Here is a 23,512-nt window from a genome sequence, read left to right as displayed (position 1 = left end):
ACCGCACCCCGAGCTCCGCCGGCACCTCCCCGCAGCGGGCGAGGTGCGACATGATGGCCCGACTGCACGGAGCGGGGGACGGCATGGCGCGGAGCACCGGAGCGGACGGCTCCCCACGCGAGAGCGGCGGAACGGATGAGGGCGGCACCGACCCGCGCTACCACGCGGGCTTCCAGCGCGGCTACGACGGACGCGAGGCCGAGCGGCGCGGCAGCGGAGAGGAGCGCCTCCGCTCCCCGTTCCTGTCGGGCGGGACCTCGGGCATCGGGCGCTCGGCCGGCCGGCGAGGTGGCGGGTCCGCTTCTGATCAGGAGGACGTGCGATCGGTCGGCGGCCCGACCGGCTCCCGAGTCTCCGGCCGACGGACCGCTCCTGAGCGCGCGAGAGCGGCGGTGCGGGCCGTCCCGACACCCGCGGAGCCGACCGCGCCCCGACCCGCGGAGCCGACAGCCCCACTCCCGACCGAGCCGACCGTCCCGCTCCCCACCGAACCCGACTCCGCTCCCGGCGACGCGGCACCCGACTCCGGTGACCGTCACGACGCGCCCGACGCCGACCACCGCCCTGCTGTCTCCACTCGCCGCATCGCCGGAGCCCTGGCGGTCGTCGGCGCCGTGAGCGTCCTCGTCGGACTCCTCGCCCTCTGGAACAGCTCCCACAGCTGGTACGACTACTCGCCGTCGCAGAGCGCCTTCGGGCCCGAGCAGTACCTCCGCGTGCTCAGCGACAACGCGATCGGACCGTTCCTCACCGTCGGCCTGATCGCGCTCGGCCTGGCGGTCGTGGTCCCGCTGCTGAGGGCTCCCCGCTGATGACGCGGGTCCGCCTTCTCTGGGCCGCCGCCATCGCGGTCACCGTCGTCCTCTGGGCCGCCGTGCTCGCGCTCCCGGTCGTGGTCCTCCTGCTGCCGAACCAGTACCAGGGCGACTCGATCACGGTCCCGCCGGAGCTCTACGTGCGGCAGGCGCTCGCGATGGTCGCGCCGCCGCTCCAGACCGCCGCCCTGGTGATGCTGGGGGCGCTGATCGTCGTCGCGGTCGCGCGGCGCCCGCCGGCGAAGGCCCGCACGACGGAGGCGGCGAGCGGCTGGGACGACGCCGTGCTCCTCGACCCGGACGGCCGCGAGCAGCACGGGACGGGCCCCGCAGGCCGCTGAGCAGACGCTGCTGCGTCGGAAGCCATCCGCTGCTCCCCGGTCGGAAGCCGCTCCTCCAGACGCACCCGCCCCTCACGCCGGCAGCAGCTGGAACCGCTCCCGCGCCGCTCCGCCGGCGACGAGGTCCGCGAGCAGCTCGCCCAGGACCGGACCGAACTTGAAGCCGTGCCCCGAGAACCCGGTCGCCAGAGTCACGCGGCCCACGCGGTCGAGCACGAAGTCCTCGTCGGGCGTGCTGTCGTAGAGGCAGCTGATCGGAGTGGCGCTCGCCGCGTCCACGCCCGGAATCCACTCCGCGACGTAGCCGACGAGGCGGGCGAGCGCTCCGGGCTCGGGCTCGAAGGTGCGCTCGTCCGGATCGACGACGACTCCGGTGCTGTGCTCGCCCACCTTCACCCCGACTCCGGGCGTCGCGAGCCCGTAGACGACGGGCAGGCCGGCGCGGTGGTGGGCGAAGCTCGGCCACGAGTCGAGGGGCAGGTCCGTCGCGAAGTGCGCGGGCTGCTCCTGCGTGACGCGCAGCGGAGGGAGGCGTCGGCCGGCCGCGCGGACGAGGCCGTCCACGAGCGGAGGCGTCCAGGATCCGCCGGCCACGACGACCGCGTCGGCTTCGAGGGCGCCGTCGGTGGTCAGCACGCGCACGTCGTCGGCGCGCTCCTCGATGCCCAGCACTCGCGTCCGCGTCCGGAGGACGGCGCCGCGTCCGAGGGCGGAGTCGAGCATCGCGTCGATCGCGGCCGCCGCGTCGAGGCGTCCGCCCTCGGGGTGCAGCAGGACGTCGGTCTCGAAGCGGAGTCCCGGCCAGCGCCGCTGCGCCTCGTCCGCCTCGATCCGCACCACGGGGATCCCGTCGCGCAGGAGGACAGCCTCGACGGCGGCCAGGACGGCGGGGTCGCCGTGGTCGATCGCGCCGACCGGGTGCAGCAGGCGGCGGCCGGTCTCGGCCTCCAGCCGTGCCCAGGCGCGCCCGGCCCGTCCGGTGAGGGCGCGGTAGTCCTCCTCGAGGTAGCCGCGGCGGAAGATGCGCGTCGCGCCGTGGGACGAGCCGCGGTCATGACCCCGCTCGAACTGCTCGACGAGCACCACGCGATCGCCGCGCTCGGTGAGGGCGCGGGCTGTCGCCGCTCCGACCAGGCCGGCCCCGACGACGACGACCTCACGGGTCACGGAGTCTCCCGGGAGGCGCGGCGCACGCCGAGCAGGACGACCAGGCGGAGGAACCCGACGAGTCCCATGCCGATCAGCGCGGCGATCAGCATCAGCACGGCGACACCGGCCACCCAGGTCGTGTCGCCCGTCACCGACTGCGCTGCGAACTCGGTGCAGAACAGCGCCAGTCCGGCGTAGCTCAGGATGAGGACGGTGATCGTCCCGGGGCGGCGGAGGCGCTGCGCGGGCGTCCGCCAGAGGGCGGGCGGCTCGAGCCAGCGGCGCAGCAGCCGGATCACGAGGGTGCCGACCAGGCCGAGGAAGCCGGCCGCGATCAGGATGATGCCCGCGCCGCCCAGCCCCGACGCCTCGACGCCGGCCAGCTCGAGGGCGATCCCGATCGCGACGCCGACGGCTCCGGCACCGCCCGCGATCATGGCCGCCCACACTCCGAAGCCGCCGCGGAGGATGCTCTCGCGCTCGGGACGTGCCGGGTCGGCGTCCATCGGGCGCTGCTGACGCGGCCGGATCGGCGCGGGAGGTGCCGGCGGGCCGGCTGCAGCGGCGGCCTCGGACACGCCCCAGACCGGAGCGGCGTCCGGCGTCTGCGACTCGATCACGTTCTCGCGCACCGGCACGTAGCGCAGCGGCGCGTCGATCCGCACCTGCGGCCGCCCGCGCACGACGATCGTCGCCCCCAGGTCGGCCCCGCGCTCCAGCGCGACGGGTCCGAGGAGGAGCCCGACCGCCGGATCGATCCGCCACGCGTCCGATCGGGGAGCCGACCCGTACCACTCCGCCGACACGGCCCCGCCGAGATCGACCGAGATCGGCCGCCCGTCGCTGTAGCTCGTCACCGGCACGAGCGAGCGGCCGGAGTTGCGCACCCGCGCGCCCACCCGCCACCAGTCGTCCCCGGCGTGCGTCAGCCGCACCTCGACGTCGACCAGCGACGCAGGCACCGCCCGCCGCCGTCCGATGACCACCGCGACGACCGCGAGCCCGGCGATGACCAGCCCGCCGAGCAGGCCGACCACTCCGATGAAGATCTCCATGGGAGCAGTCAAGCAGGCGCGGGTCGCCGACGCGGGCGCGACGAGGTGGCCTCCGGGAGGCTCGATCCCGGCCGTCGACGCCGCCGCTCCGCGCGGCCGCCCCGTTCCCGACGCTCCACCCGACCGTCGAGCCCGGAGCGGGTCACTCCGCATACTGAAGAGGCGCGTCGCGTCGACCGCATCGCGGGTCTCATCGCAGGAGGGGTCGATCATGCGCCACTGGTCGGCGGCCCCCGTGCGCCGGCGCCCTCGTCGACGGGCCGGCGCGATCCTCGCTCTGCTGGGGGCCGCGGCGCTCGCCGTCGCCGCCGTCGCGCTGTCGGACACGGCGGGAGGAGGTGGACCGGAGGCGGTGTCCTCCTCGGCCGGTGCGTCTGCGGCGTCGAGCAGTCCCGCTGCTCCCGCGCCGAGCAGACCCTCGGCGGACGTCGAGCCGTCCGCTCCGGAAACGGAGCCGTCCGCTCCGGAAACGGAGCCGTCCGCTCCGTCCCTCGCAACGCTGGCCGCTCTCCCCTCGGTCGAGGGCCCCGCCGCCGTCCCCTACGACCGCGACCTCTTCGGGCAGGCGTGGTCGGACGTCGACCGCAACGGCTGCGACACCCGCAACGACGTCCTCGGCCGCGACCTGCTCGCCCCCGTGTTCAAGCCCGGCACCCGCGACTGCAAGGTCCTCACCGGCACCCTGATCGACCCCTACGACGGCACCTCGGTCGCCTTCGTCTCCGGGACCGACACCTCCCGCCTCGTGCAGATCGACCACGTCGTCGCCCTCGGCTGGGCCTGGCACCACGGCGCCTGGTCGTGGACGGACGACCAGCGCCTGGCCTTCGCGAACGATCCCGCGAACCTCGTCGCCGCCTCCGAGCAGACCAACCGCGCGAAGAGCGACGCCGGCCCGGGGGAGTGGCTGCCACCGGCCGCGGAGCTGCGCTGCGGGTACGTGGAGCAGTTCGTTGCCGTGCTCAGCGAGTACGGGCTCGGGATCGACGCTCGAGACCGGGCGGCGTCGGAGGCGGTGCTGGCGGAGTGCCGGTATTGAGGGGGAGAACCTCTTTCCTCTGATGGAGGGTCGTCCCGACGCCGCAACAGCGGCGGGCGTGCCCGCATTAGCGTCCTTCAACTCTGCGATAGTGAGTAATGGTCTCTTCTCTGACCTCTCTTCTGGGACACATGCGGCACAGAGTTCAGCACTTTGGCAATATGAGTAACTCTGTCGCTAACACGAGTGCATCTCGACAGAACGTGTTCCGAGCATTCCTAGTCTCGCGAGATGCCTCCCGTTACTCCCGCCACACTCTCACTTGAACTGGGCGTTTCTCAGCGTCGAATCCGAAGCCTCCTCCGCTCCTCCTACGGAACTCTTCCGGCTGAGGAATCTCGGTGGGATCTGACCGAAGCGCAGGCGGAGGCTGTCCGCTCCCGTCTGCTTCGACGAGACACCACCGAGCGTCGGTTCACCTTGGAAGTGGGCGACCAGGTCCTCCGGCGTGATATTCACCGCGCCTACGGAGGGCAGCAGCAGCAGGGAATCGTGACGCCGCGAGCGCTCCGTGAAATCTTCATCTTCACCGATCCGGCGAAGGGAGCTCGATACGGCTACGACCGGTTCGAGGGACTTCGCGAGGACGGGTCCTACTCATACACGGGAGAAGGGCAGGTCGGTGACCAGGTTTTTCTTCGCGGCAACAGGGCTCTCCGGGACGCGGCGCAGGATGGGCGGGTGCTTCGGCTCTTCACGGTGCAGGGAACGAGCGTGACCTACATCGGTGCCTTCACGACAGGGACTCCGACCTACCGGTGGGAGATCATCCCGGACACCGAAGGGACGCAGCGACGCGGCATCATCTTCACTCTCCTGCCGCTCGCAGCGGACATCACTCGGCTGCCGACCTATGGTGGCACGCAGGAGTCCGCTGCCTCGCTCGGCGACTGGACGCCTCCCGAGCACTCCGACATCGTCATCGCGGGTGCGGATGTCAGCCCTCTCGATGACCGGGTCGTCTCCCGAATTGAGTTCGAGCTGCAGTCCGACTTTGGGCTCTGGCTGACCGAGAACGGCACGCCGCCCAGTCGTCTGACCCTCCCGGTTGGCAGCTCACGGGTCGAGCCGGACCTCTACGTCCGATCGAGCGGCTGGATCGTCGAAGCCAAGAAGTCGACCGCCCGGTCCTTCGTCCGCATGGCCATCGGGCAGGTGCTCGACTATGCCCATCTTGCGCAGCGCGAGGGCTACGCGGCAGTCCCCGTCATCCTGCTTCCCGGTCGCCCGGAAGAGGACATGGTGGATCTCATCCGCAGCCTCTCGATCATCACAGCGTTCAGGTCTGACGAGGGCTTCGACCTCATTGATCCGTAGAGGAAAGAAGCCGAACGGCCGGCAGATCGGGGTGGGCCCACTCCAGTCCGGGGAGTTCGCTCGGAAGGAGCCAGAGGAGTTGGTCGTGGTCGGTGCTCTCCGTGGGGCGTGGGCCACGAACCACGGCTCGGAAGCAGTGCAACCGAATGGTGAGAGCGCCGACCTCCGTTTCGTCTGACGTCAGCTTGGGGCCGACCTCGATCTCCACGCTCAGCTCCTCGCGGATCTCCCTCGCGAGGGCGCCTTCAGCCGTTTCGCCAGGTTCTCGCTTGCCGCCGGGAAATTCCCAGAGCCCGCCCGCCGCCTTGTCCGCCCGCCGACGGCAGGCAAGAATACGGCCGCGATCGCTGATGACCGCCGCAACGACGTCGAGAGTGTCCACGTGTCCATCATGCCGACACCGGTGCAACAACCGCCCTGTACGCGATGGCCGTGCGCACAGACCCCCTCTTTGACGCCCCACCCACCCCCGTGTTAGCGTCGCTCTCGGACATGTGACTGGTCGTGCAGGCAGGATCCGACGAAACGCGTATTGAGCGTCGTCGGGTCCTTTTTTTGTGCCCGGATGCCTCCTGACGCTCCGCCGGAGCACCGATGACGGTGCCGGAGGGGGCGGGGACGGCGACGGACGGCCGGGCAGCACAGCGCAGGGAAGCGCGCGTCCCCACACACCCGGAGGAGTACCGATGAGTACCCAGGAGAGCGCGAAGGCGATCCTCGAGCACGTCGGCGGCGCCGCCAACGTGGCGAAGCTGCAGCACTGCTCGACCCGTCTGCGGTTCGCGTTGGCGGACGACGCGAAGGCCGACGTCGAGGCGCTGAAGGCGGTGCCCGGCGTGATCGGCGTCGTCACCGGCCCGCAGACGCAGGTCATCGTTGGCAGCGGCGTCAGCGAGATGTACGCGGCGGTCGAGAAGCTGCGCGGCGGCACCACCGCATCCGCGGAGCAGGCGAAGCAGCCGCGGTCCCTCAAGCGCCTCGGCGCGACGATCATGGACTTCGTGGTCAGCGTCTTCACGCCGATCATCCCGGCCATCGCGGGCGCCGGCATCTTCAAGTCGTTCCTCGTTCTCGCCTCGGCGCTGGGCTGGCTCGACCCGGCCTCCGACAACTTCAAGCTGCTGTCCGCCATCCCGGACGCGGTGTTCGGCTTCCTGCCGCTGCTCGTCGCGTACACGAGCGCGAAGAAGCTCGACGTGAACCGGCCGCTCGCGCTCGGGCTCGTCGGCGTCCTGGTCTTCCCGGCGTTCACGACGCTGCTCAACCAGGAGGGCGGCGTCGCGCTCTTCGGCATCCCGGTGCCGGTCATCGCCTACAACGCCCAGGTGTTCCCGGCGATCCTGGCCGTGCTGCTGCTCTCGGTCGTCGAGCGCTTCTTCACGAAGCACTCGTGGGGCCCGATCCGCACGTTCTACGTGCCGCTGATGTGCCTCGTGATCGTCGCTCCGGCCACGATCTTCCTGCTCGGCCCCCTCGGCTACTGGCTCGGCTCCATGCTCACGGGCGCGATGATCGGCCTCTACGGGGCGCTCGGCTGGGTGGCCGTCGCGCTGCTGGCCGGCGTGCTCCCGCTGATCATCTCGGTCGGCATGCACAAGGCGTTCATCCCGCCGACCATCGCGACGATGGCCAGCGCGGGCAAGGACACCTTCTACCTCGCCTCCTCGCTCGCCCACAACGCGGCGGAGGCCGGCTCCAGCCTCGCGATCGCCCTGCGCACCAAGAGCGCGACCCTCCGCGCCACCGCCTTCTCGGGCGGCCTCTCGGCTCTCTTCGGGATCACCGAGCCGGCGCTCTACGGCGTCACGCTGCAGAACAAGCGCGCCCTGGTCTCCGTCATCACGGGCAGCGTCGTCGGAGGCGCCTACATCGGCGCCACGCAGGTCGCCGCGTTCGCGCTGGTCAGCCCCGGCGTCGCGAGCATCTCGATGTTCATCGACGGGCTGAACCCCTGGAACCTGCTCAACGCCGTGATCGGCCTGCTGATCTCGGTCGCCGTCTCGTTCGTCGTCTCCTTCGTCATCTGGCGCGACGACGCCTCCGCCAGCGTCCAGGCGCTCGGGGACGTGGCGGCCGCCGCCGGGAGCCCGCTCGCGCTGCAGGCGCCGCTCACCGGCTCCGTCATCCCCCTCTCGGAGGTGCCGGACCCCGTGTTCTCGGCCGGCGTGCTCGGCGAGGGGCTGGCGATCCGCCCCACCGACGGAGCCGTCCGGGCGCCGTTCGCGGGCGAGGTCATCGCGCTGCTCTCCTCTCGTCACGCCGTGGGGCTCCGCCGCGCGGACGGCGTCGAGGTGCTCATCCACGTCGGCATCGACACGGTGCAGCTGGACGGCGCGCCGTTCGAGGCGCACGTCGCGGTCGGCGACCGGGTCGAGGCCGGGCAGCTGCTCCTCACCGCCGACCTGGCCGCGATCACCGCGGCCGGCTACGACACCACGACCCCGGTGCTCGTGACCAACTCCGCCGAGTACACCGTGCTCGTCGAGGCCGCCGAGCGGATCACCGCCGGCGACCGGATCATGACCGTGACGCAGAGAGAGAAGGAGCTCGCCGATGGCGCTTCCTGACGGATTCCGATGGGGCGGCGCCCTCGCCGCCAACCAGGTCGAGGGCGCGTGGCGCGAGGGCGGGCGCGGCCCGGCGGTCAGCGACGTCGCCTCCTACAAGCCGAAGGCGGACCCGAAGGAGTACGCGATCCACCACCGCAACACGGTGGAGAGCATCACGGCGGCGATGTCCGACGACGACACCGAGTACTACCCCAAGCGCCGCGGCATCGACTTCTACCACCGCTACCCCGGCGACCTCGCGCTGTTCGCCGAGATGGGCTTCACCACCCTCCGCGTCTCGATCGCCTGGACCCGCCTCTACCCGACGGGGGAGGAGGCGGAGCCGCTCGAGGAGGGCATCGCCTACTACCTCGCTCTCTTCACCGAGATGCGGCGCCTCGGGATCGAGCCGCTGGTCACGCTCTCGCACTACGACCCGCCGCTCGCGCTCGCGCTGAAGCACAACGGCTGGGTCGACCGCCGCACGATCGGGCTGTTCGAGCGCTTCGCCCGCACCTGCTTCGAGCGCTTCGGCCACCTCGTCGACATGTGGCTGACGTTCAACGAGATCGACGGCATCATCCGCCACCCGTTCACCTCGGGCGGGATCATCGAGGAGACCGTCGAGGGCAGCGTGGAGCAGGCCTGCTACACGGCCCTGCACCACCAGTTCGTCGCCTCCGCCTCGGTCACGAGGACGCTGAAGGAGCTGTGGCCCGAGTCGCGGATGGGCTGCATGCTCACGATGCTGACCACCTACCCCAACACCTGCCACCCCGACGATGTCGCGGCGACGCAGGCGAAGGAGCGGATGCTCTACCTCTGCACCGACGTCCAGGCGGGCGGCGCCTACCCGCGCCTGGCGCTGCGGGCGCTCGAGAGCCGCGGGGTCGAGATCCCGTTCGAGGCGGGCGACGTCGAGCTGCTGCGCGAGCACCCGGTCGACTTCATCTCGTTCAGCTACTACATGTCGATGACCGAGTCCGTGCGCCCCGACGCCGAGCGCACCCCCGGCAACACGGTCCTCGGCGTCAAGAACCCGTTCCTCGAGTCGAGCGAGTGGGGCTGGCAGATCGACCCCGTCGGCCTGCGGATCTCGCTGATCGACCTCTACGACCGCTACGGCAAGCCGCTGTTCATCGTCGAGAACGGCCTCGGGATGCGCGACGAGATGACCGAGGACGGCCGGGTCCACGACCCGTACCGGATCGACTACTTCCGCGCGCACTTCGAGCAGATGATCCAGGCGGTGGACGAGGGCGTGGAGCTGCTCGGCTACGTGAGCTGGGCGCCGATCGACCTGATCAGCGCCTCCAGCTCGCAGATCTCGAAGCGCTACGGGTTCGTCTACGTCGACATGGACGACCTCGGCCACGGCAGCACCGAGCGCTACCGCAAGGACTCGTTCTTCTGGTACCAGAAGGTCATCGCCTCCAACGGCGCGGATCTGGGATGATCCTCCTCTGCCCGGAGGAGCCGTCCGGCTCTCCGGGCAGAGGCCCCGCCACCCCCACCCCAGCCCTGACGCGGCCGTCGACGGAGACACGCATGCAGACCATCAAGAAGGTGCTCAACTCGAGCGTCGTCCTCGTCGTCGACGAGCGCGGCGTCGAGCGCGTGCTCCTGGGCAGGGGGATCGGCTTCGGAGCGAAGGCCGGCGAGGCGATCGAGCCCTCGAGCGTCGACCAGGTGTTCGTGGCGCTGGACGACTCGGATCAGCGCAACCTCGTCGAGCTCCTGGCGCAGATCCCGCCGGAGTTCGTCGAGCTCACCCGCGCGGTCGTCGCCGATGCGGAGGAGCAGGGGCTGAGGCTCGACCCGCACGTGTACCTCGCGCTCACCGACCACCTGCACTTCGCGGTGGAGCGGCAGCGGCGCGGGCTCTCGGTCGCCAACCGGCTGGCCTGGGAGATGCGGACGGTCTACCCCGTGCAGTACGCGGTGGGGGAGCGGGCGGTCGAGCGGATGCGCGAGCGCCTGGACGTGGAGCTGCCCGCCGACGAGGCCGCGAACGTCGCCTTCCACCTCGCCAACGCGGAGCTCGGCAAGGTCGGGATCGACTCGCTCAGGATCGTGCAGCTCATCCGCTCGGTGACCGCGATCATCCAGCACTCCAGCGGAGCCGCGCTCGACCGCGACGACCTCCGCTCCGCCCGCTTCGTGGCGCACCTGCAGTACTTCGCCGAGCGCTTCTTCTCGGGCGGCCTGCTCGAGAGCGAGGACGACTTCCTCTTCACCAGCCTCAGCGCCCGCTACCCGCGCGCGATCGCCTCCGCCGAGCGCGTGCGCTCTTTCGTGGCGGCCGAGTACCAGGCCGCCCTGCCCAACGAGGAGGTCGCCTTCCTGGCCCTCCACATCGCGCGCGCCGCTCCGGAGTAGCGCGCTGACCCCGGAGAACCGCATGCACCGCACCACCCCCGCCCGCCCGACGACGCCCGCGAGCGCGCGCCCGTGAGCGGCACGATCCACCTCGTCCGCCACGCCGAGACCCTCTTCAACGTCGCCGGCCAGCTGCAGGGCTGGTGCGACTCGCCGCTGACCGAGCGCGGCGAGCGCCAGGCGGCGGCCCTCGGCGAGCGGATGCGCGACGTGCCGCTCGTCGCGGCGTTCACGAGCGACCTCACCCGCACCCGCACCACGGCGGCGGCGGCGCTCGCCGGGCACCCGTCGCTCGAGGCCGAGCCGATGGTCGAGCTCCGCGAGTGGCACTTCGGCGCCTTCGAGGGGCAGCCGAACGCCTCGCTCTGGGAGCCGGTGTTCGCCGACCACGGCTACTCCTTCGTGCCCTCCTCCGCCGACTGGCCGCGGATGACCGACGCCGGGCTCGACTCGGTGCTCGACGCGATCCACCGCCACGACCCCTCCGGCCGGGCCGACAGCGGTGCCACCGTGCGCGCCCGCGTGGAGGCCGCGATCGCGCGGTTCGTGCCGGCGGCGGAGCACGGGGACGTGCTGGTCGTGACCCATGGAGCGGTGCTGGGGAGCATCCTCCGCGCGCTCGACCCCGCGCACCGGCCGCAGCGGGGCTACCCGAACTGCGCGGTCGTGTCGGTGACGGACGGCGTCATCGGCGAGGTCGACGGGAGCTGCGCGACGGCCTGACCCCGCTCCTCCTCCTCCACGGACGCCCCTGTGCGCTCCGGTCGCCGACCGGACGAGCACGGGGGCGTCCGTCGTGCTCGGGACGCCGGCGGCCCGCACCCGGGCCGCCCCCGGACCTGCACGCGCGGCCGCCTCGGGACCTGCACGTCCGGTGATCCGGGACCTGCACTTTCGGCCACCTCGGCGCTGTACCGAAGTACAGGAGCCCGTCGCGAGAGCGTCCGTAGCGTCTGAGGAGTCAAGAGAAACGACTTCGAGGAGATGACATGCGAGGGCTTCAGCTCAGCGGCGTGAGCCGTGCATTCGGCGGCCACCGGGTCCTGCACGACGTGGACCTGTCCGTGGGCCGCGGCGAGATCGTCGGCTTCATCGGCGGCAACGGCGCCGGCAAGACCACGACGATGCGGCTGATCCTGGGCCTGCTGACCCCCGACACGGGGACCATCACCTGGGACGGCGCGCCGATCACCGCCGAGGACCGCCGCTCGATCGGCTACATGCCGGAGGAGCGCGGCCTCTACCCGCAGATGCGGGTCCGCGAGCAGGTGATCCACTTCGCTCTGCTCGAGGGGCACGACGCCCGTGGAGCCCGTGAGACCGCCGAGGAGGTGATCGACGCGCTGGGCCTGGCCGAGCGGGCCGACACCCTGGTGCAGGACCTCTCGCTCGGCAACCAGCAGCGCGTGCAGCTGGCCGTGTCCCTGGTGGGCGATCCGTCGCTCCTGGTGCTGGACGAGCCCTTCTCGGGGCTCGACCCGGTCGCCGTGGAGACGATGGCCGGCCTGATCCGGCAGCAGTCCGCCCGCGGCGTCGGCGTGCTCTTCTCCTCCCACCAGCTCGACCTGGTCGAGCGCCTCTGCGACACCGTCTGCGTGCTCGACTCCGGCCGCGTGACCGCGAGCGGAGCGGTGGCCGAGCTGCAGGACGACGGCCGCAGCCGCTGGCAGCTGCAGTTCTCCCGCCCTCTGGACGACCTGCTCGTCGCCGAGCTCGGCGTCACACCGGGACTGTCGGCCGAGCCGGTCCCCGGTGAGCCGGAGTCGCTGCTCGTCTCGATCGAGGGCAGCGGCCGGGACGTCCCCGAGCAGGTGCTCGCGACCCTCACCCGCCACGGCGGCCTCCGGAGCATCCGCACCGCGCAGCGCTCGCTGACCGAGCTGCTGTCCGAGCGGCTCACCGCCGCCTCCACCCCTGCGGCCGAGCGCCGCCTCGAGATCCAAGGAGCAGGACGATGACCACCACGCACCCCCGCGCCGCCCACCCCCGGACCGCCGAGAGCTCCGCTCCTCCGACGCCGGCCCGGGGAGCCGCGACGATCGTCCGCCGCGAGATCCTGACCCGCACCGGGAACCGCACGATCCTCACCGCGACCCTCGCGCTGGCCGCGATCGCCGGCCTCGGCGCCGGGATCGGCGGCTGGTTCCTGGTCGACGCGACGAGGGAGGCGGGGACCGTGGTCCTCGACACCCGGATCCTGTTCGCGACCGCGATGATCAGCGCCCTGCTCGCCGCGATGGTCTACTCCTCGTCGAGTCTGGCCTCGGGGGTGGTCGAGGAGAAGTCGTCCCGGATCGTCGAGATCCTGCTGACGAAGATCGGCGTCGCCCCGCTGCTCGCCGGGAAGATGATCGGCGTCGGCCTGGTGACCCTGGCCCAGCTGCTCGTGATCGGCGGCGCCGTCGTCGGCGGGTTCAGCGTGGTCGGCGGGTGGTCGGTCCTCGAGATCGAGCTCGGCCCGAGCCTGGTCTGGTTCCTCGTCTGGTTCCTGCAGGGCTACGTGCTCTTCGCGCTCCTCAGCACCCTGCTCGCCTCGACCGTGTCGAGGCAGGAGGACCTGGGCACCGCCGCCATGCCGCTCTCCGTCGTGCAGATGGCGCTGCTGATCATCGCGCTCTACGTGGTGCCGGCGAACCTCGACGAGGCCTGGGTGCACGCGCTCTCCTTCGTCCCCCTCTTCTCCTCCTACCTGATGCCGATGCGCTTCGGCCTCGACTCGGTCGGCACCCCCGAGATGGTGATCGCCGCCGTCGTCGCCGCGATCACGGTGCCGCTGCTGTTCCGCCTGGTCGTCCGCGTCTACCGCAACAACGCGCTCCGCACCGGCTCCCGCGTCTCGCTCCGCGCCTCCCTCAAGGCCACCGACGCCTCCTAGGCCCGGCTCCTCCATCCACCACCACCACCCCTCGGAAGGACACCACCATGACCACCTCACGCACCGCCTCGACCCGCCCCTCGCCCCTCAAGAAGCTGCTCGTCAACACCGCCCTCCTCGTCGGGGGAGCGGGCGGCGCCTACCTCGTCGTCACCTACCTCTTCTGATCCGCTCGACCGACCGAAGGACACGATCGTGACTCTCCTCGCGACTCCCGGGCTCCGCCCCGCGACCCCTGGGCACCGCCCCGCGGATCCGGCGGCCCTCCGGGCGGCGGCCTCGACCGAGCGGCTGCTCGGCGGCGGACGCCACCGCGTCGCCGCGATCGACCGCCCCGCCTTCGCCGGCCGGAACGCGTCGTGGACGATGACCCTCGACGACGGCGCCCGCGTCTTCGTCAAGCACGTCTCGCCCCGGACGGCGGGCCCCGCGGCCTTCCGCCGCTCCAGGGACTTCGCCGGCTTCGCCGCCCGGAGCCCCGAGCACGCCCCGGCCGGACCCCGCCTGCTGGCGGCCGACGAGGACGACTCCCTGCTGGTGTTCGAGCACTGCCCCGGCACCAGCCTGGCCCTCCTGCTCGTGGCGGAGCGCGTCCCCGCGGACTTCCCCGAACAGGCCGGCCGGCTCCTGGCCCGGCTGCACGCCGGCCCGGTGGCGGGCCTCACCGCGACCTCGCACCCCAGCCCTCCCGTCGAGATGCTGCGCGTCGGCATCCCGCACACCCGCTACGTCGACCTCACCCTCGCCGAGCTCGCCTTCTGGGGCGACCTGCAGCACGACGAGCAGCTCGTCTCGGCCACGGAGGATCTCCGCGAGTGGGAGAGCGGCAACCGCACGGCCCCGATCCACGGCGACCTCCGCCTCGACCAGTTCCACCTCCGCGACGGGCGCCTCCAGCTGCTCGACTGGGAGGAGTTCGGGATCGGGGATCCGGCCCGCGACCTCGGCACGCTGGCGGGGGAGTGGATCCACCGCGCGGTGCTCGACACCGTGACCACCCGGGAGGGCGCCTCCGCTCCTCCCCTCGCCTTCGACACCGCGGCCGCGGACGCCCGCATCGCGGAGCGGATGGCGGCACTGGTCCCGAGGATCCGGCGGATGTGGCTCGCCTACGCCGCCGAGACCGCCGGCTCGGACGACGCCCTCGCCGTCCGCGCCACCGCCCACCTGGGCTGGCACCTCGTCGACCGCACCCTCGCCCGGGCCTCGATGGTCTCCCGCCTCCCCGGGATCGAGCGGGCCGCCGCCGGCATCGGCCGCCGCGTCCTGCTCGCCCCCTCCGCCTACTCCACCGCCCTCGGATTCGACAGGAGCCCGCGATGACCGCCCTCACCACCCGCTCCGTCCTCGACGAGGCCGTGATCAGCGTCGACGCCGCCCGGCTGCGGGCCGAGGTCGACGGGACCGTGATCGAGGCCACCGGGCCGATCGAGCTGCGGGCCCGACTCGCCGCCACCCTCTACACCCACCTGCACCTCCGGAACCCGCTGCTCGGCGAGACCGCCGGAGGCGACGGCCAGGACCTCGCCCCCCGGCTGATCGACGCGATCCCGCACCGCACGGTCCTGCAGCCCGCTCCCTCCGGGGTGCTCGGCTCCGCCACCGTGCAGGGGGAGGAGCGCCGGGTCGTCGAGCTGGGCCGCGTCCGGGTCCTCGTGCCCGAGGTCGATCTCGTCCGCTCCGCCGACGGGGCCGTCGCCGGCGTCCGGCTGCCGAGCTGGCGCACCCGCACCACTCCCGGCTACCTCCTCGCCCTCGGCCCGATGGGACTCGATCCCGCCGACCGGGTCGTGCGCCTCTCGCTCGTCGCCGACTCGGCGGAGGACGCGCTCGCCCTGTGGGGCCCGCTCCTGGAGGCGCTCGCCGCCTCCGGAGCCCGCCACCAGGCCAAGGCGCTCTCGGACCCGCGGGCCTTCCCCCGCTCCGACGCCCTCGTCGTCTACCTGCCCGCCGACTCCGCCGACGACGTCGCCCGGAGGATCACTCCGCTGCTCGATGCCCGGCCCTCGCCCCGCACCGCCGTCTCGGCCTTCGCCGAGAGGCTCGCCGACGGCCTCGCCTACGCCGAGGACCCGGCCGACGAGCGCTCCTCCTACCGCGGACTGAGCTTCGGCCAGCACCGCTCCCGCGTCCTCGCCGAAGCGCTCCTGCGCTCCTCGGCCGAGACGATCCCCGCCGCCGACGCCTGGGCCGACGCCGCCCGCGCCGCGCGCATCGACCCGGACCGCCCGGGACTCACCGCCCGCTAGGGCCCCACGAACCTCCCCTCGATCCCGAGGGGACCACCACCTCAGCCCGAGGTACTCCACGAAAGGGACACATCATGACCACCATCTCCACCGACGCCCAGTCCGCCGACCTCACCGCCCTCGCGGGAGCGCACGACACCTTCGCCACCGTCGACGAGCTCGGCTCGGACGCCGCGACCGAGGCGCCCGCCACCACGCCCCTGTGCGTCGGCATCATCGTCGGCGCCACCCTCGGCGCGGGCTGCTGACCCGGCCCTCCTCCCGCCCGGGTGCTCCCGCAGCACCCGCTCCCCGGCCCTCCGGCCGGACCACCCGCACCACTCCCCGCACGACCCGGCGGATCCGCCGCCACCACTCATCCAAGGAGAACACCATGTCGACCATCACCGCCCAGACCGTCCAGCCCGCCGACCTCGCCGACCTCGCCACCGCCCACGACACCTTCACCGCCGCCGACGAGATCGGCACCGACGCCGCCTCCGAGGCGCCCGCCACCACCCCGTTCTGCGCCGGCGTCATCATCGGCGTCACCCTCACCGCAGGGTGCTGACGGGCACGGGGCGACCGGTCCTCGACCGCGTCGCCCCGGCCCCTCCCGGGCGCGTGCCGTCCGCTCGCGCCGTCCGCTCGCGCCGTCCGCTCGCGCCGTCCGCCCATCCCCGTCCGCCCTTTCCGCGGGCACGGTCCGCCCGTCCGCCGCCGTCCTCACCGCCGGCCGCGACCCGATCCGCCCTCCCGCCCGCCGCCCTCTGAGGAGACCGCCATGACCACCCCGCCCGGTGCGCAGAGCGCCGCACTCTCCGACCTCTCGCTCGGCCGCTTCGGCTACTCCCGGGTGGCCCTCGTCCTGACCGGCTCCGCCATGACCCAGGTCATGCCCTACTGGATCCAGTGGGCGCGCGCCGCCGCTCCGGCGACCGAGTTCCGCGTGCTCGTCCGCGACTCGGCCTACCGCTTCACCACCCGGCACAACCTGGAGTCGCGACTGCGCGGCCGGATCCAGGACGACCGCTGGGACGACGAGATCGTCGTCGCCCATGTCGACCTCGCCGAGTGGGCCGACCTCATCCTGATCTACCCGGCCACCCTCGACTACGCCTCGCGCCTCGCGCACGGCATCACCGACTCCCCGTCGCTGCTCGCGGCCCTCACGACGGAGGCGCCGGTGTGCATCGCTCCGTCGCTGCCGCCGCGGGCGCTCGGCAACCCGGTCGTCGAGTCCACCCTCGCGCTGCTGCGCGAGCCGGCCAACTTCACCGTCATCGACCCCGTGCCCGGGCCGAGCGAGTCCAGCGACACGGCGCTCGCCTGGGTGCCGCCCGCGTTCCCCGCGGTGCTGCGCCACCTGGAGTCGCTGCGCACGGCACCGGCGGCCGCGGAGGAGGCGAGGTCGGCGTGAGCACCACCGCCCCTCCGCGGGCCCTCGTCACCGGGCTGCTCGTCACCGAGCTCTCGGAAGGACCCGACGGGACCACCGTCTGGACCCGCCGCCTCGGAGAGCAGGCGCCGCTGCCGTTCTCGCCGGTGCCCGTCCACCTCGCAGCGCCCGATCCCCGGATCGTGCCGGGAGGCGCCGACCCGTCGATCCGCCGCTACCGCACCACCGCCCGCGCCCTGCTGCCCGCGCTCCTCCACGAGCTGTCGGAGGAGGCGCTCGTCTCCGTCGGCCGCGAGTGGAAGGGCGCGCTGGACGCGCTCCACGGCGCCCGGCCCGCCGGGGAGCCGCTCCCTCCGCGTCCGCTGCAGCGCGCCCGCGGCTGGCTCGCCGGTGGCTGGGCGCCCGCCGCCGAGGAGCTCGGCGCCGGCGGTCTCCTCGAGCTCGCCGACTGGGCGGAGACGGTCGTCGCCTCGCCGGCCGCGGTCGTGGTTCACGGCCACCCCGGCCTCGCCCACCTCGTCGTCGACGGGACCCGCGTCGCTCTGCTCACGGGCGAGGACGTCGGGCTCGCCGACCCGGTCTGGGACGCCGCCTGGGTGCTCGGGGAGCTCGCAGAGCTGCACGCCTTCCACCCCGCGCTCCGCCCGGCCCTCGACGCGCTCCGCCGGGGACTCTCGCTCGAGGAGGACCACGACGCCGAGCTGCTGCGGGTCGGCACCGCGTTCCGGCTGGCCCAGCACGCCGTCGACTGGCACCGCTCCGGGGGCGCCAGCAGCGATCAGGCGCGGCTGCTGCTGCGCCTGTCCGCCGCACACCTGGGGGAGCGGGCGGAATGAGCGCCCGCGACGTCCCGACCCTGTCCGCCGCCCTGCCCTCCGGCGCCCGCGCGCTCGTCGTGCACCGGCCGGAGGTCCGCAACGACTCGGTCGCCCTCGCCGTGCCCGCCGGCATGCGCCACGAGCGTGACGGCGAGGAGGGGATGCTGCACCTGATCGAGCACCTCGTCTACCAGGACAGCGAGGGGGTCGCCGGTCTCGTCCGGCAGACCCGCGTCGCCGAGAGCGGCGGCGTCCTCGGCGGTCACACGCACCTCGACTACTCCGAGTTCTTCGAGACGGGTTCTCCCGGGTCGGCCACCGTGATCGCGGAGCGGCTCGTCGAGCAGGTCTTCCGCCCCGCCTTCCGGCCGGAGCAGATCGCGGAGCAGATCCGCGCGGTCGCCTCTGAGCGGGCCGCGCGCCTCGCCCCCGCTCCGGGCGGCGTGCTGCCGTGGCCGCACCTGACCGCCCGCTACTGGGCCGACGCCCCGAACGCGCACGACGGCAGCGGCGACCTCGACCTCGAGGGCCGCGCGACCGAGCCCGTCCTGCGCGCGCTGCACCGGCGCCACTACCGCCCGGCCGGCTCCGTGCTGGTCGGCGTCACGGCCGACGACCCCGCCCGGCTCCTGGACCGCCTGGTCGCGGCCCTCGCGGAGGCGCCCGATCGCGCGGCAGGACCGGTCGCCGTCCCACCTGGGACGGCCCGCCCCGAGTACCGCGCCGAGCCCGCCGCCCGCCGGCTCGCCGCGACCGCCGCCGCGCCGTCGACCCGCGTCTCCGACGAGCTGCTCGGCGACCTGATCGCCGCCGAGGCGCTCGCTGCGCAGGCCGGACTCGACGCGAGCGCCGGACTCTTCGGCCCGGGCGACACTGTCGCCGACGACCTCTTCGTGCTGGTCGACGACACCGCCGTGCCCGTCGATCCGTGGCACCGCCTCCGCGCCCTCGCGGTGAGCGACGACTCCGCCCTCGAGCACGCCCGGCATCGCGCGGTGCTGCGTGCGGAGCGGCTGGTGCACGACGACGAGCGTCTGGCCCGCACCGTCGCCCGGGATGCCCTGCTGCGCGGTGCGCCCGGCTTCGCGGGCGAGCTCGTCGACTCCCTCGCCGCGCGGCCGCCGCGCCCGCTGCTCGCGGACGCCGCGGCCCGCCTGGCCGAGCAGCCCTTCGCCGCACTGGGCGTTCCCGCCGCCTCCACCCCTCCAGGAAGGAGGAGCCCATGACCGCCGCACCCCCGCTCGCCGTCGTCGACGAGCGCTCCCGCTTCGCCGTCGTCGCCCTCGGCTGGCGCGACCCGGCCGGAGACGACGGGCCCGACCGCGCTGCCCGCCTCCGCTCGGCCGTTCCCCCCGGAGCGGTCTCGCTCGCGTGGACGGCGACGGCCGGGGCGCAGAGCCTCACCGCGGTGCTCCCTCCGGAGGGCGCCGCGGCCTGGACCGCCCTGACGCTCGAGCGCGCCCAGGGAGCCGGGGATCCGGTGCTCGCCGTGGTCGGGCCCGAACGCGCCGTCTGCGAGACGTCCCGGCCCGTCTCCGTGCCCGCCGCGGCTCCGCTGCCGAGCGCTCTGCACCAGTCCCGCGAGCAGGGCTACGAGAGCACGATCGTCACCGGCGCGGACCCGTCCGGCGAGGTCGGCCACGCCGCGACATTCCTCGCGCTGTGCCGCCTCACCGCGGGGGCCGAGCCGCTCGTCCCCGCCGCACTGCGCTCCGCCGGCGGCGATGCGGTCGCCCAGGTCGCGCGGGGCCTGCGCTCGAGCCGCCCCTCCCTCACCTGGCAGGTCGTCTCCCCGGCCGGCCAGGGCATCCCGACCCTCGAGACCGTGCTGCGCACCGTCCTCGACGGCCGCGCCGCGCACGGGGAGGGAGCACGCGCCGCGCACGCGTTCGCGCGGGCGAACCTCCTCCGCGCCTGGCGGTCGCCCGAGACGCTCGCGCGCACCCTGGTGGAGTACGAGGTGATGGGCTGGGGCGGCGCCCTGGTGCTCGATCCGGAGCCGGCGCTCGCCGCGGTCGACGAGAGTGCGCTCGAGCGGGCGGTCGCGGGGCTCGTGCGGCCCGTCGCCGACGTGGTCGGCTGGGGCTGAATCCGGCGGGCTCGATCAGCTCCGGCCGGGACGCGTCCCCAGGTCGACGAGCCCGTGCTCGATCGCCGAGACCAGGATCTGCACCCGATCGCGCACGCCCAGCTTCTCCATCACCTTCACGAACCGCGCCTTCACGGTCGACTCGGTGACGAACAGCTCCTGCGCCATCTCGCGGTTGCTCATCCCGCGGGCGAGCAGGCGGATCACCTCGAGCTCCTTCTCGGTGAGCGCCTCGAGCAGATCGGGGTCCGGCACCGTCTCCGCCGGCACCGACTCCTCGAGCCCCTTCACCACGTGGCGCGTGACCTCGGCGGAGAGCACGGACTCGCCCGCGAGCACCGCGTGCACCGCCGCGATGATCTCCCGCGGCTTCGTGTCCTTGACCAGGTAGCCGGAGGCGCCCGCGCGGAGCAGGTCGACGACGTAGCGGTCCGTGGTGAACGTGCTGAGCCCGAGGATCGCGATGCCCGGGTGCTCGGCGTGGATCCGCTCGGTCGCGGCGACGCCGTTCATGACCGGCATCTGCATGTCCATCAGGATCAGGTCGGGCTGGAGCGTCGCCGCCTGCTGCACCGCGATCCTCCCGTCGGAGGCCTCGCCCACCACCTCGATCGCCGGGTCCTGCGAGAGGTAGTCGCGGAGGATCTCGCGGGTCATCGATTCGTCGTCCACCAGCAGCACGCGGGTCATCGCTCTCGTCCTTCGTCGGTCGCCCCCGCGACGAGCGCACCGGACGCCCGGCCCTCGAGGGGGATGGTCATGGTCGTGGTCCAGCGGCCGCCGCGGGCTCCCGCATCCAGCCGCCCGCCGAAGACGGCGCAGCGGGCCGACATCGCCTCGATCCCGAGGTGCGAGGAGACGATCGGAGCCGCGGAGGCGATCGCGTTGGAGGAGCTCAGCTGCACCTCGCCCCCCGACACCTCGAGCCGGAGCTGCACCTCACCGGCGGTGTCGCCGTGCTTGAGCACGTTCGTGCCCAGCTCCCGGACCGTGCGCCGCAGCACCTGGCGGAGGCTCGCGGGCACCTGCGCCACGGAGCCCGCCACGTCGAGGCGGACCCGGAAGCCCGCGCGCTCGATCGCGTCGGCGACGTTCCGCACGTCGTGGACGAAGCCGACGGCGGTGGTCGTGGCGCCCGAGACCTCCGGGGTCCCGAGCAGGTCGGAGTCGCCGCGGGCGGGAGCGCCTGCCTCGTCCTCGTCCTGGAGGAGCGTCACGAGGCTCCGCAGATCCTGCAGCGCCTGCTGCGCCGCGTCGCCGATGCTCTCGAGGATGCGCTCGGTCTTGGCCGGGTCCTCGACCGAGGTCGCGCGGCGGGCCTGCATGGCGATGATGGTGACCTCGTGCGCGACGATGTCGTGCAGCTCGTGCGCGAGCCGGGTCCGCTCCTCGTTGCGGATCCGCGCCTGCTCCTCCTGGATGCGGTCGGCCCGGCGCTCGCTCCGCTCGCTGCGGCCCCGGAAGGCGTTCAGGCCCAGCCCGGCGGTGCCGCCGAAGAGGACGAACGCGCCCAGGACGTAGACGGCCGTGCCCATGGCGCGGTCGACGAGCAGCACCGCGGGCAGGAGGACGAGGGTGCCGAGCACGAAGACGAGCCCCGCGCGCCAGGGGAGGAGGAAGGTGACGAAGCCGACCACCACGATGGTCGGGAAGATCAGCGCCGCGAGCAGCAGCGGCGGGGCGCCGAGCATCAGGACGACGGCGTAGACGAGGTAGAGCGAGACCGCCGCGGGGATCGCGCCGGCGAGCAGCGCCAGGAGCGGCAGGTAGGGGAGCGCCAGCTCGATCCAGCCGCGGACCGACGTGAGGTCGACGCTGCCGCCCATCAGGTCGATGACGACGAGGAGCGTGAAGGAGCCGAGGAGGAGGGACCGGGTGATCCAGCCGCCGGGCAGCGTCCGCACGTCGTTCGTCCACCGCGTCGTCCCCACCACGGGACCAGGGTACCGAAGCCTTCTCCGAGCCCCGTCGGCCTTCCGTACAAGGGCGGACTGGTCTTTCGTACAGGAGCGGTGCGACGGGGCGTCGCCATGCTGGTGGAGCGGTCGAGCCGATCGCACCCCTCGATCACAGGAGAACGACCATGGCCCCGATCCTCGCCGCCGCCGCACTCGCCCTCGGAGCCGTCCTCGCTCCCGCCGCTGCTCCTGCCGCCGCTCCCGTGCAGACCGCCTCGTCCGCCGGCGTGCAGACGGTCGCCGCCTCCTACGAGCTGCCGAAGGTGCAGAAGCCGGGCGGCATGGAGTCGATCCAGGACCGCGGCGCCCTCTGCAACCTCTTCGGGATGTGCTGAGCGCAGCTCTCGGACCGGGTCAGCCCTTCAGCGGGTCGTTGCCCCAGTTCATCAGGGAGTAGCGCCACTTCGTCTCGGTGACATCGCCCGAGGGACGCTGCTTCGCGTGCCGGTGCACGTAGCCGACGACCTTCGTCATGTGGGCGTAGTCGTCGTCGCTCAGGTCGGCCTGCTTCGTGCCGAGCAGCTCGACGATGCGGCGCCCGCTCTCGTGGCCGACGGACTCGCCTCCGCCCTCCGGCTTCTGGCCGACCTCCTTCGACTCGTCGGTGCCGAGCCACTCCTCGAGCTCCTTCGCGGTCATGTTCACGGCGTCGTGGAACTCGTCGCGGGTCGTCCGCTTCTCGTCGTCGGTGGGCATCGCGGGGCTCCTCGGGTCGGTCGGTGACCTCCAGCGGAGCGTGTCGGAGGGGGAGAGGTCAAGCCCCGTGCGCGGTTCCAGGGCGCGCGTAGCGTCGGAGGAGTCCGCACCAGCCGACCGCCGCCGGCGTCCGCCGCCGGCAGAGAAGAGGCCCACATGCCCTCCCGCAACACCCTCGTCCGCAGTCTCCACGACCTCGGAGCCGCCGCCTGGTTCGGCGGCTCGCTCATGGGCGCCGTCGGCCTGAACGGCGCCGCGTCCACCTCGTCCGACCCGGCGGAGCGCCTCCGCCTCTCGTCGAACGGCTGGGCCCGCTGGACCCCCGTGCAGCTCGCCGCGATCGCCGCCCACGGCGTCGGCGGCATCGGACTCGTCCTCGCCAACAAGACCCGCCTGGCCAACCAGCAGGAGAGCCGCACGAACACGGTCGTCAAGACCGTCGTGACCGGGCTCGCCGGCGCCGCCTCGGTGATCGCCGCGGTCGCCGGAGCGACGCAGGCCAAGCACGCCGACGAGGGCGCCCCCGGGGTGACCGAGGCGTCGGAGCAGAACTCGCAGGAGCTGACCACGGCCCTCCGCGTGCAGAAGGTCACCCAGTGGGCGATCCCCGTGCTGACCGCCGTCATCATCGTCCTCGGCGCCCAGCAGGGCGAGCAGCAGCGCCCCGTGAAGGGCCTCTTCGAGACCACGGCACGGATGTTCCGCAAGTAGTCCCCGCGCTCGCGCGCAGAACGTCGGCCGAGAGTGCCCGCCGTCCCCCGAGGGTGGGGGCGGCTGCTCTCGGCCGACGTTCTGCGTGCGGGGT

Annotated in this window: 26 protein-coding genes; 20 read left to right on the top strand and 6 right to left on the bottom strand. The window is 73.1% G+C overall.

Translation table 11 applies throughout. From position 1 onward, the window contains the following. The first annotated feature begins 53 nt into the window (after positions 1 to 53). Positions 54 to 812 (top strand): hypothetical protein, encoded by a 759-nt coding sequence (locus C5C59_RS10525; RefSeq protein WP_146082876.1) that lies wholly within the window; start codon positions 54 to 56, stop codon positions 810 to 812. Next, on the top strand, positions 812 to 1,156 hold the full coding sequence (locus tag C5C59_RS10520) for a hypothetical protein (protein ID WP_104239294.1): 345 nt from the start codon (positions 812 to 814) through the stop codon (positions 1,154 to 1,156). Before C5C59_RS10525 ends, C5C59_RS10520 begins: the two co-directional genes overlap by 1 nt. A gap of 72 nt (positions 1,157 to 1,228) precedes the next feature. Here the strand turns inward: C5C59_RS10520 and C5C59_RS10515 are convergent, their stop codons facing one another. Then, positions 1,229 to 2,323 carry an FAD-dependent oxidoreductase gene (locus tag C5C59_RS10515; RefSeq protein WP_104239295.1) on the bottom strand — a complete coding sequence of 365 codons (1,095 nt, stop codon included), beginning with the start codon at positions 2,321 to 2,323 and terminating at the stop codon, positions 1,229 to 1,231. Next, positions 2,320 to 3,360, bottom strand: coding sequence for a hypothetical protein (locus C5C59_RS10510; RefSeq protein WP_104239296.1), 1,041 nt, complete (start codon positions 3,358 to 3,360; stop codon positions 2,320 to 2,322). The genes C5C59_RS10515 and C5C59_RS10510 overlap by 4 nt, the downstream gene beginning before the upstream one ends. Before the next feature lie 211 nt (positions 3,361 to 3,571). Here C5C59_RS10510 and C5C59_RS10505 point away from each other — a divergent pair, with 211 nt between their 5' ends. Continuing rightward, positions 3,572 to 4,399, top strand: coding sequence for an HNH endonuclease family protein (locus tag C5C59_RS10505; RefSeq protein ID WP_104239297.1), 828 nt, complete (start codon positions 3,572 to 3,574; stop codon positions 4,397 to 4,399). 426 nt (positions 4,400 to 4,825) lie between these two features. Then, on the top strand, positions 4,826 to 5,716 hold the full coding sequence (locus tag C5C59_RS10500; RefSeq protein ID WP_258062712.1) for a hypothetical protein: 891 nt from the start codon (positions 4,826 to 4,828) through the stop codon (positions 5,714 to 5,716). Here C5C59_RS10500 and C5C59_RS10495 read toward each other — a convergent pair. After that, positions 5,703 to 6,098: a (deoxy)nucleoside triphosphate pyrophosphohydrolase gene (locus C5C59_RS10495; RefSeq protein WP_104239299.1), complete on the bottom strand. Its 396-nt coding sequence runs from the start codon at positions 6,096 to 6,098 to the stop codon at positions 5,703 to 5,705. The genes C5C59_RS10500 and C5C59_RS10495 overlap by 14 nt on opposite strands. A 304-nt stretch (positions 6,099 to 6,402) precedes the next feature. Here C5C59_RS10495 and C5C59_RS10490 point away from each other — a divergent pair, with 304 nt between their 5' ends. From C5C59_RS10490 to C5C59_RS10435, 14 genes are all read left to right on the top strand, one after another. Then, the gene (locus C5C59_RS10490; RefSeq protein ID WP_104225132.1) at positions 6,403 to 8,283 is read left to right on the top strand and encodes a beta-glucoside-specific PTS transporter subunit IIABC; all 1,881 of its coding nucleotides are present in this window, start codon (positions 6,403 to 6,405) and stop codon (positions 8,281 to 8,283) included. After that, entirely contained in the window at positions 8,270 to 9,721 is a 1,452-nt protein-coding gene (locus tag C5C59_RS10485) for a glycoside hydrolase family 1 protein (RefSeq protein ID WP_104237823.1), read from the top strand. Before C5C59_RS10490 ends, C5C59_RS10485 begins: the two co-directional genes overlap by 14 nt. Positions 9,722 to 9,813: 92 nt before the next feature. Next, complete coding sequence (locus C5C59_RS10480) at positions 9,814 to 10,644, top strand: PRD domain-containing protein (protein WP_104237822.1); 831 nt, start codon at positions 9,814 to 9,816, stop codon at positions 10,642 to 10,644. Positions 10,645 to 10,716: 72 nt separating this feature from the next. Continuing rightward, positions 10,717 to 11,367, top strand: coding sequence for a histidine phosphatase family protein (locus C5C59_RS10475; protein ID WP_104237821.1), 651 nt, complete (start codon positions 10,717 to 10,719; stop codon positions 11,365 to 11,367). Positions 11,368 to 11,657: 290 nt separating this feature from the next. Then, the gene (locus C5C59_RS10470; protein WP_258059757.1) at positions 11,658 to 12,602 is read left to right on the top strand and encodes an ABC transporter ATP-binding protein; all 945 of its coding nucleotides are present in this window, start codon (positions 11,658 to 11,660) and stop codon (positions 12,600 to 12,602) included. Beyond that, positions 12,599 to 13,519, top strand: a complete 921-nt coding sequence (locus C5C59_RS10465) for an ABC transporter permease (RefSeq protein ID WP_104237820.1) — start codon at positions 12,599 to 12,601, stop codon at positions 13,517 to 13,519. The genes C5C59_RS10470 and C5C59_RS10465 overlap by 4 nt, the downstream gene beginning before the upstream one ends. A gap of 195 nt (positions 13,520 to 13,714) precedes the next feature. After that, complete coding sequence (gene lxmK, locus C5C59_RS10460; RefSeq protein ID WP_258062710.1) at positions 13,715 to 14,842, top strand: class V lanthionine synthetase subunit LxmK; 1,128 nt, start codon at positions 13,715 to 13,717, stop codon at positions 14,840 to 14,842. Continuing rightward, on the top strand, positions 14,839 to 15,768 hold the full coding sequence (locus C5C59_RS10455; RefSeq protein WP_104237819.1) for a T3SS effector HopA1 family protein: 930 nt from the start codon (positions 14,839 to 14,841) through the stop codon (positions 15,766 to 15,768). The genes lxmK and C5C59_RS10455 overlap by 4 nt, the downstream gene beginning before the upstream one ends. Positions 15,769 to 15,842: 74 nt before the next feature. Next, complete coding sequence (locus tag C5C59_RS17305) at positions 15,843 to 16,016, top strand: hypothetical protein (RefSeq protein WP_181027122.1); 174 nt, start codon at positions 15,843 to 15,845, stop codon at positions 16,014 to 16,016. Positions 16,017 to 16,141: 125 nt separating this feature from the next. Beyond that, positions 16,142 to 16,318: a hypothetical protein gene (locus C5C59_RS17300; RefSeq protein ID WP_181134881.1), complete on the top strand. Its 177-nt coding sequence runs from the start codon at positions 16,142 to 16,144 to the stop codon at positions 16,316 to 16,318. Positions 16,319 to 16,531: 213 nt separating this feature from the next. Next, positions 16,532 to 17,167 carry a flavoprotein gene (locus tag C5C59_RS10450; RefSeq protein ID WP_104225100.1) on the top strand — a complete coding sequence of 212 codons (636 nt, stop codon included), beginning with the start codon at positions 16,532 to 16,534 and terminating at the stop codon, positions 17,165 to 17,167. After that, the gene (locus C5C59_RS10445) at positions 17,164 to 17,982 is read left to right on the top strand and encodes a hypothetical protein (RefSeq protein ID WP_104237818.1); all 819 of its coding nucleotides are present in this window, start codon (positions 17,164 to 17,166) and stop codon (positions 17,980 to 17,982) included. The genes C5C59_RS10450 and C5C59_RS10445 overlap by 4 nt, the downstream gene beginning before the upstream one ends. Then, positions 17,979 to 19,190, top strand: coding sequence for a pitrilysin family protein (locus C5C59_RS10440; protein WP_104237817.1), 1,212 nt, complete (start codon positions 17,979 to 17,981; stop codon positions 19,188 to 19,190). Before C5C59_RS10445 ends, C5C59_RS10440 begins: the two co-directional genes overlap by 4 nt. After that, entirely contained in the window at positions 19,187 to 20,053 is an 867-nt protein-coding gene (locus tag C5C59_RS10435) for a hypothetical protein (protein ID WP_104225097.1), read from the top strand. The genes C5C59_RS10440 and C5C59_RS10435 overlap by 4 nt, the downstream gene beginning before the upstream one ends. 15 nt (positions 20,054 to 20,068) lie before the next feature. On the opposite strand, the gene C5C59_RS10430 is transcribed toward C5C59_RS10435, so the two are convergent. Together C5C59_RS10430 and C5C59_RS10425 are read right to left on the bottom strand one after the other, a co-directional pair. Further along, on the bottom strand, positions 20,069 to 20,743 hold the full coding sequence (locus C5C59_RS10430) for a response regulator transcription factor (RefSeq protein ID WP_104225096.1): 675 nt from the start codon (positions 20,741 to 20,743) through the stop codon (positions 20,069 to 20,071). Further along, positions 20,740 to 21,987, bottom strand: a complete 1,248-nt coding sequence (locus C5C59_RS10425; protein WP_258059356.1) for a sensor histidine kinase — start codon at positions 21,985 to 21,987, stop codon at positions 20,740 to 20,742. The genes C5C59_RS10430 and C5C59_RS10425 overlap by 4 nt, the downstream gene beginning before the upstream one ends. Positions 21,988 to 22,136: 149 nt before the next feature. On the opposite strand from C5C59_RS10425, the gene C5C59_RS10420 reads away from it, so the two are divergent. After that, complete coding sequence (locus tag C5C59_RS10420) at positions 22,137 to 22,346, top strand: hypothetical protein (RefSeq protein ID WP_104237816.1); 210 nt, start codon at positions 22,137 to 22,139, stop codon at positions 22,344 to 22,346. A 19-nt stretch (positions 22,347 to 22,365) separates the two neighbouring features. Here the strand turns inward: C5C59_RS10420 and C5C59_RS10415 are convergent, their stop codons facing one another. Next, a complete protein-coding gene (locus C5C59_RS10415; protein WP_104237815.1) occupies positions 22,366 to 22,707 on the bottom strand; it encodes a DUF3140 domain-containing protein in 342 nt (113 codons plus the stop codon). A gap of 156 nt (positions 22,708 to 22,863) precedes the next feature. Here C5C59_RS10415 and C5C59_RS10410 point away from each other — a divergent pair, with 156 nt between their 5' ends. After that, positions 22,864 to 23,418, top strand: a complete 555-nt coding sequence (locus C5C59_RS10410) for a hypothetical protein (RefSeq protein ID WP_104225093.1) — start codon at positions 22,864 to 22,866, stop codon at positions 23,416 to 23,418. Positions 23,419 to 23,512: the final 94 nt, after the last annotated feature.

Source organism: Rathayibacter sp. AY1F4 (assembly GCF_002931775.1).
GTDB lineage: Bacteria > Actinomycetota > Actinomycetes > Actinomycetales > Microbacteriaceae > Rathayibacter.
The sequence above is the reverse complement of the archived record's forward strand: the minus strand, read 5'-3'. Positions and strand labels throughout refer to the sequence as shown.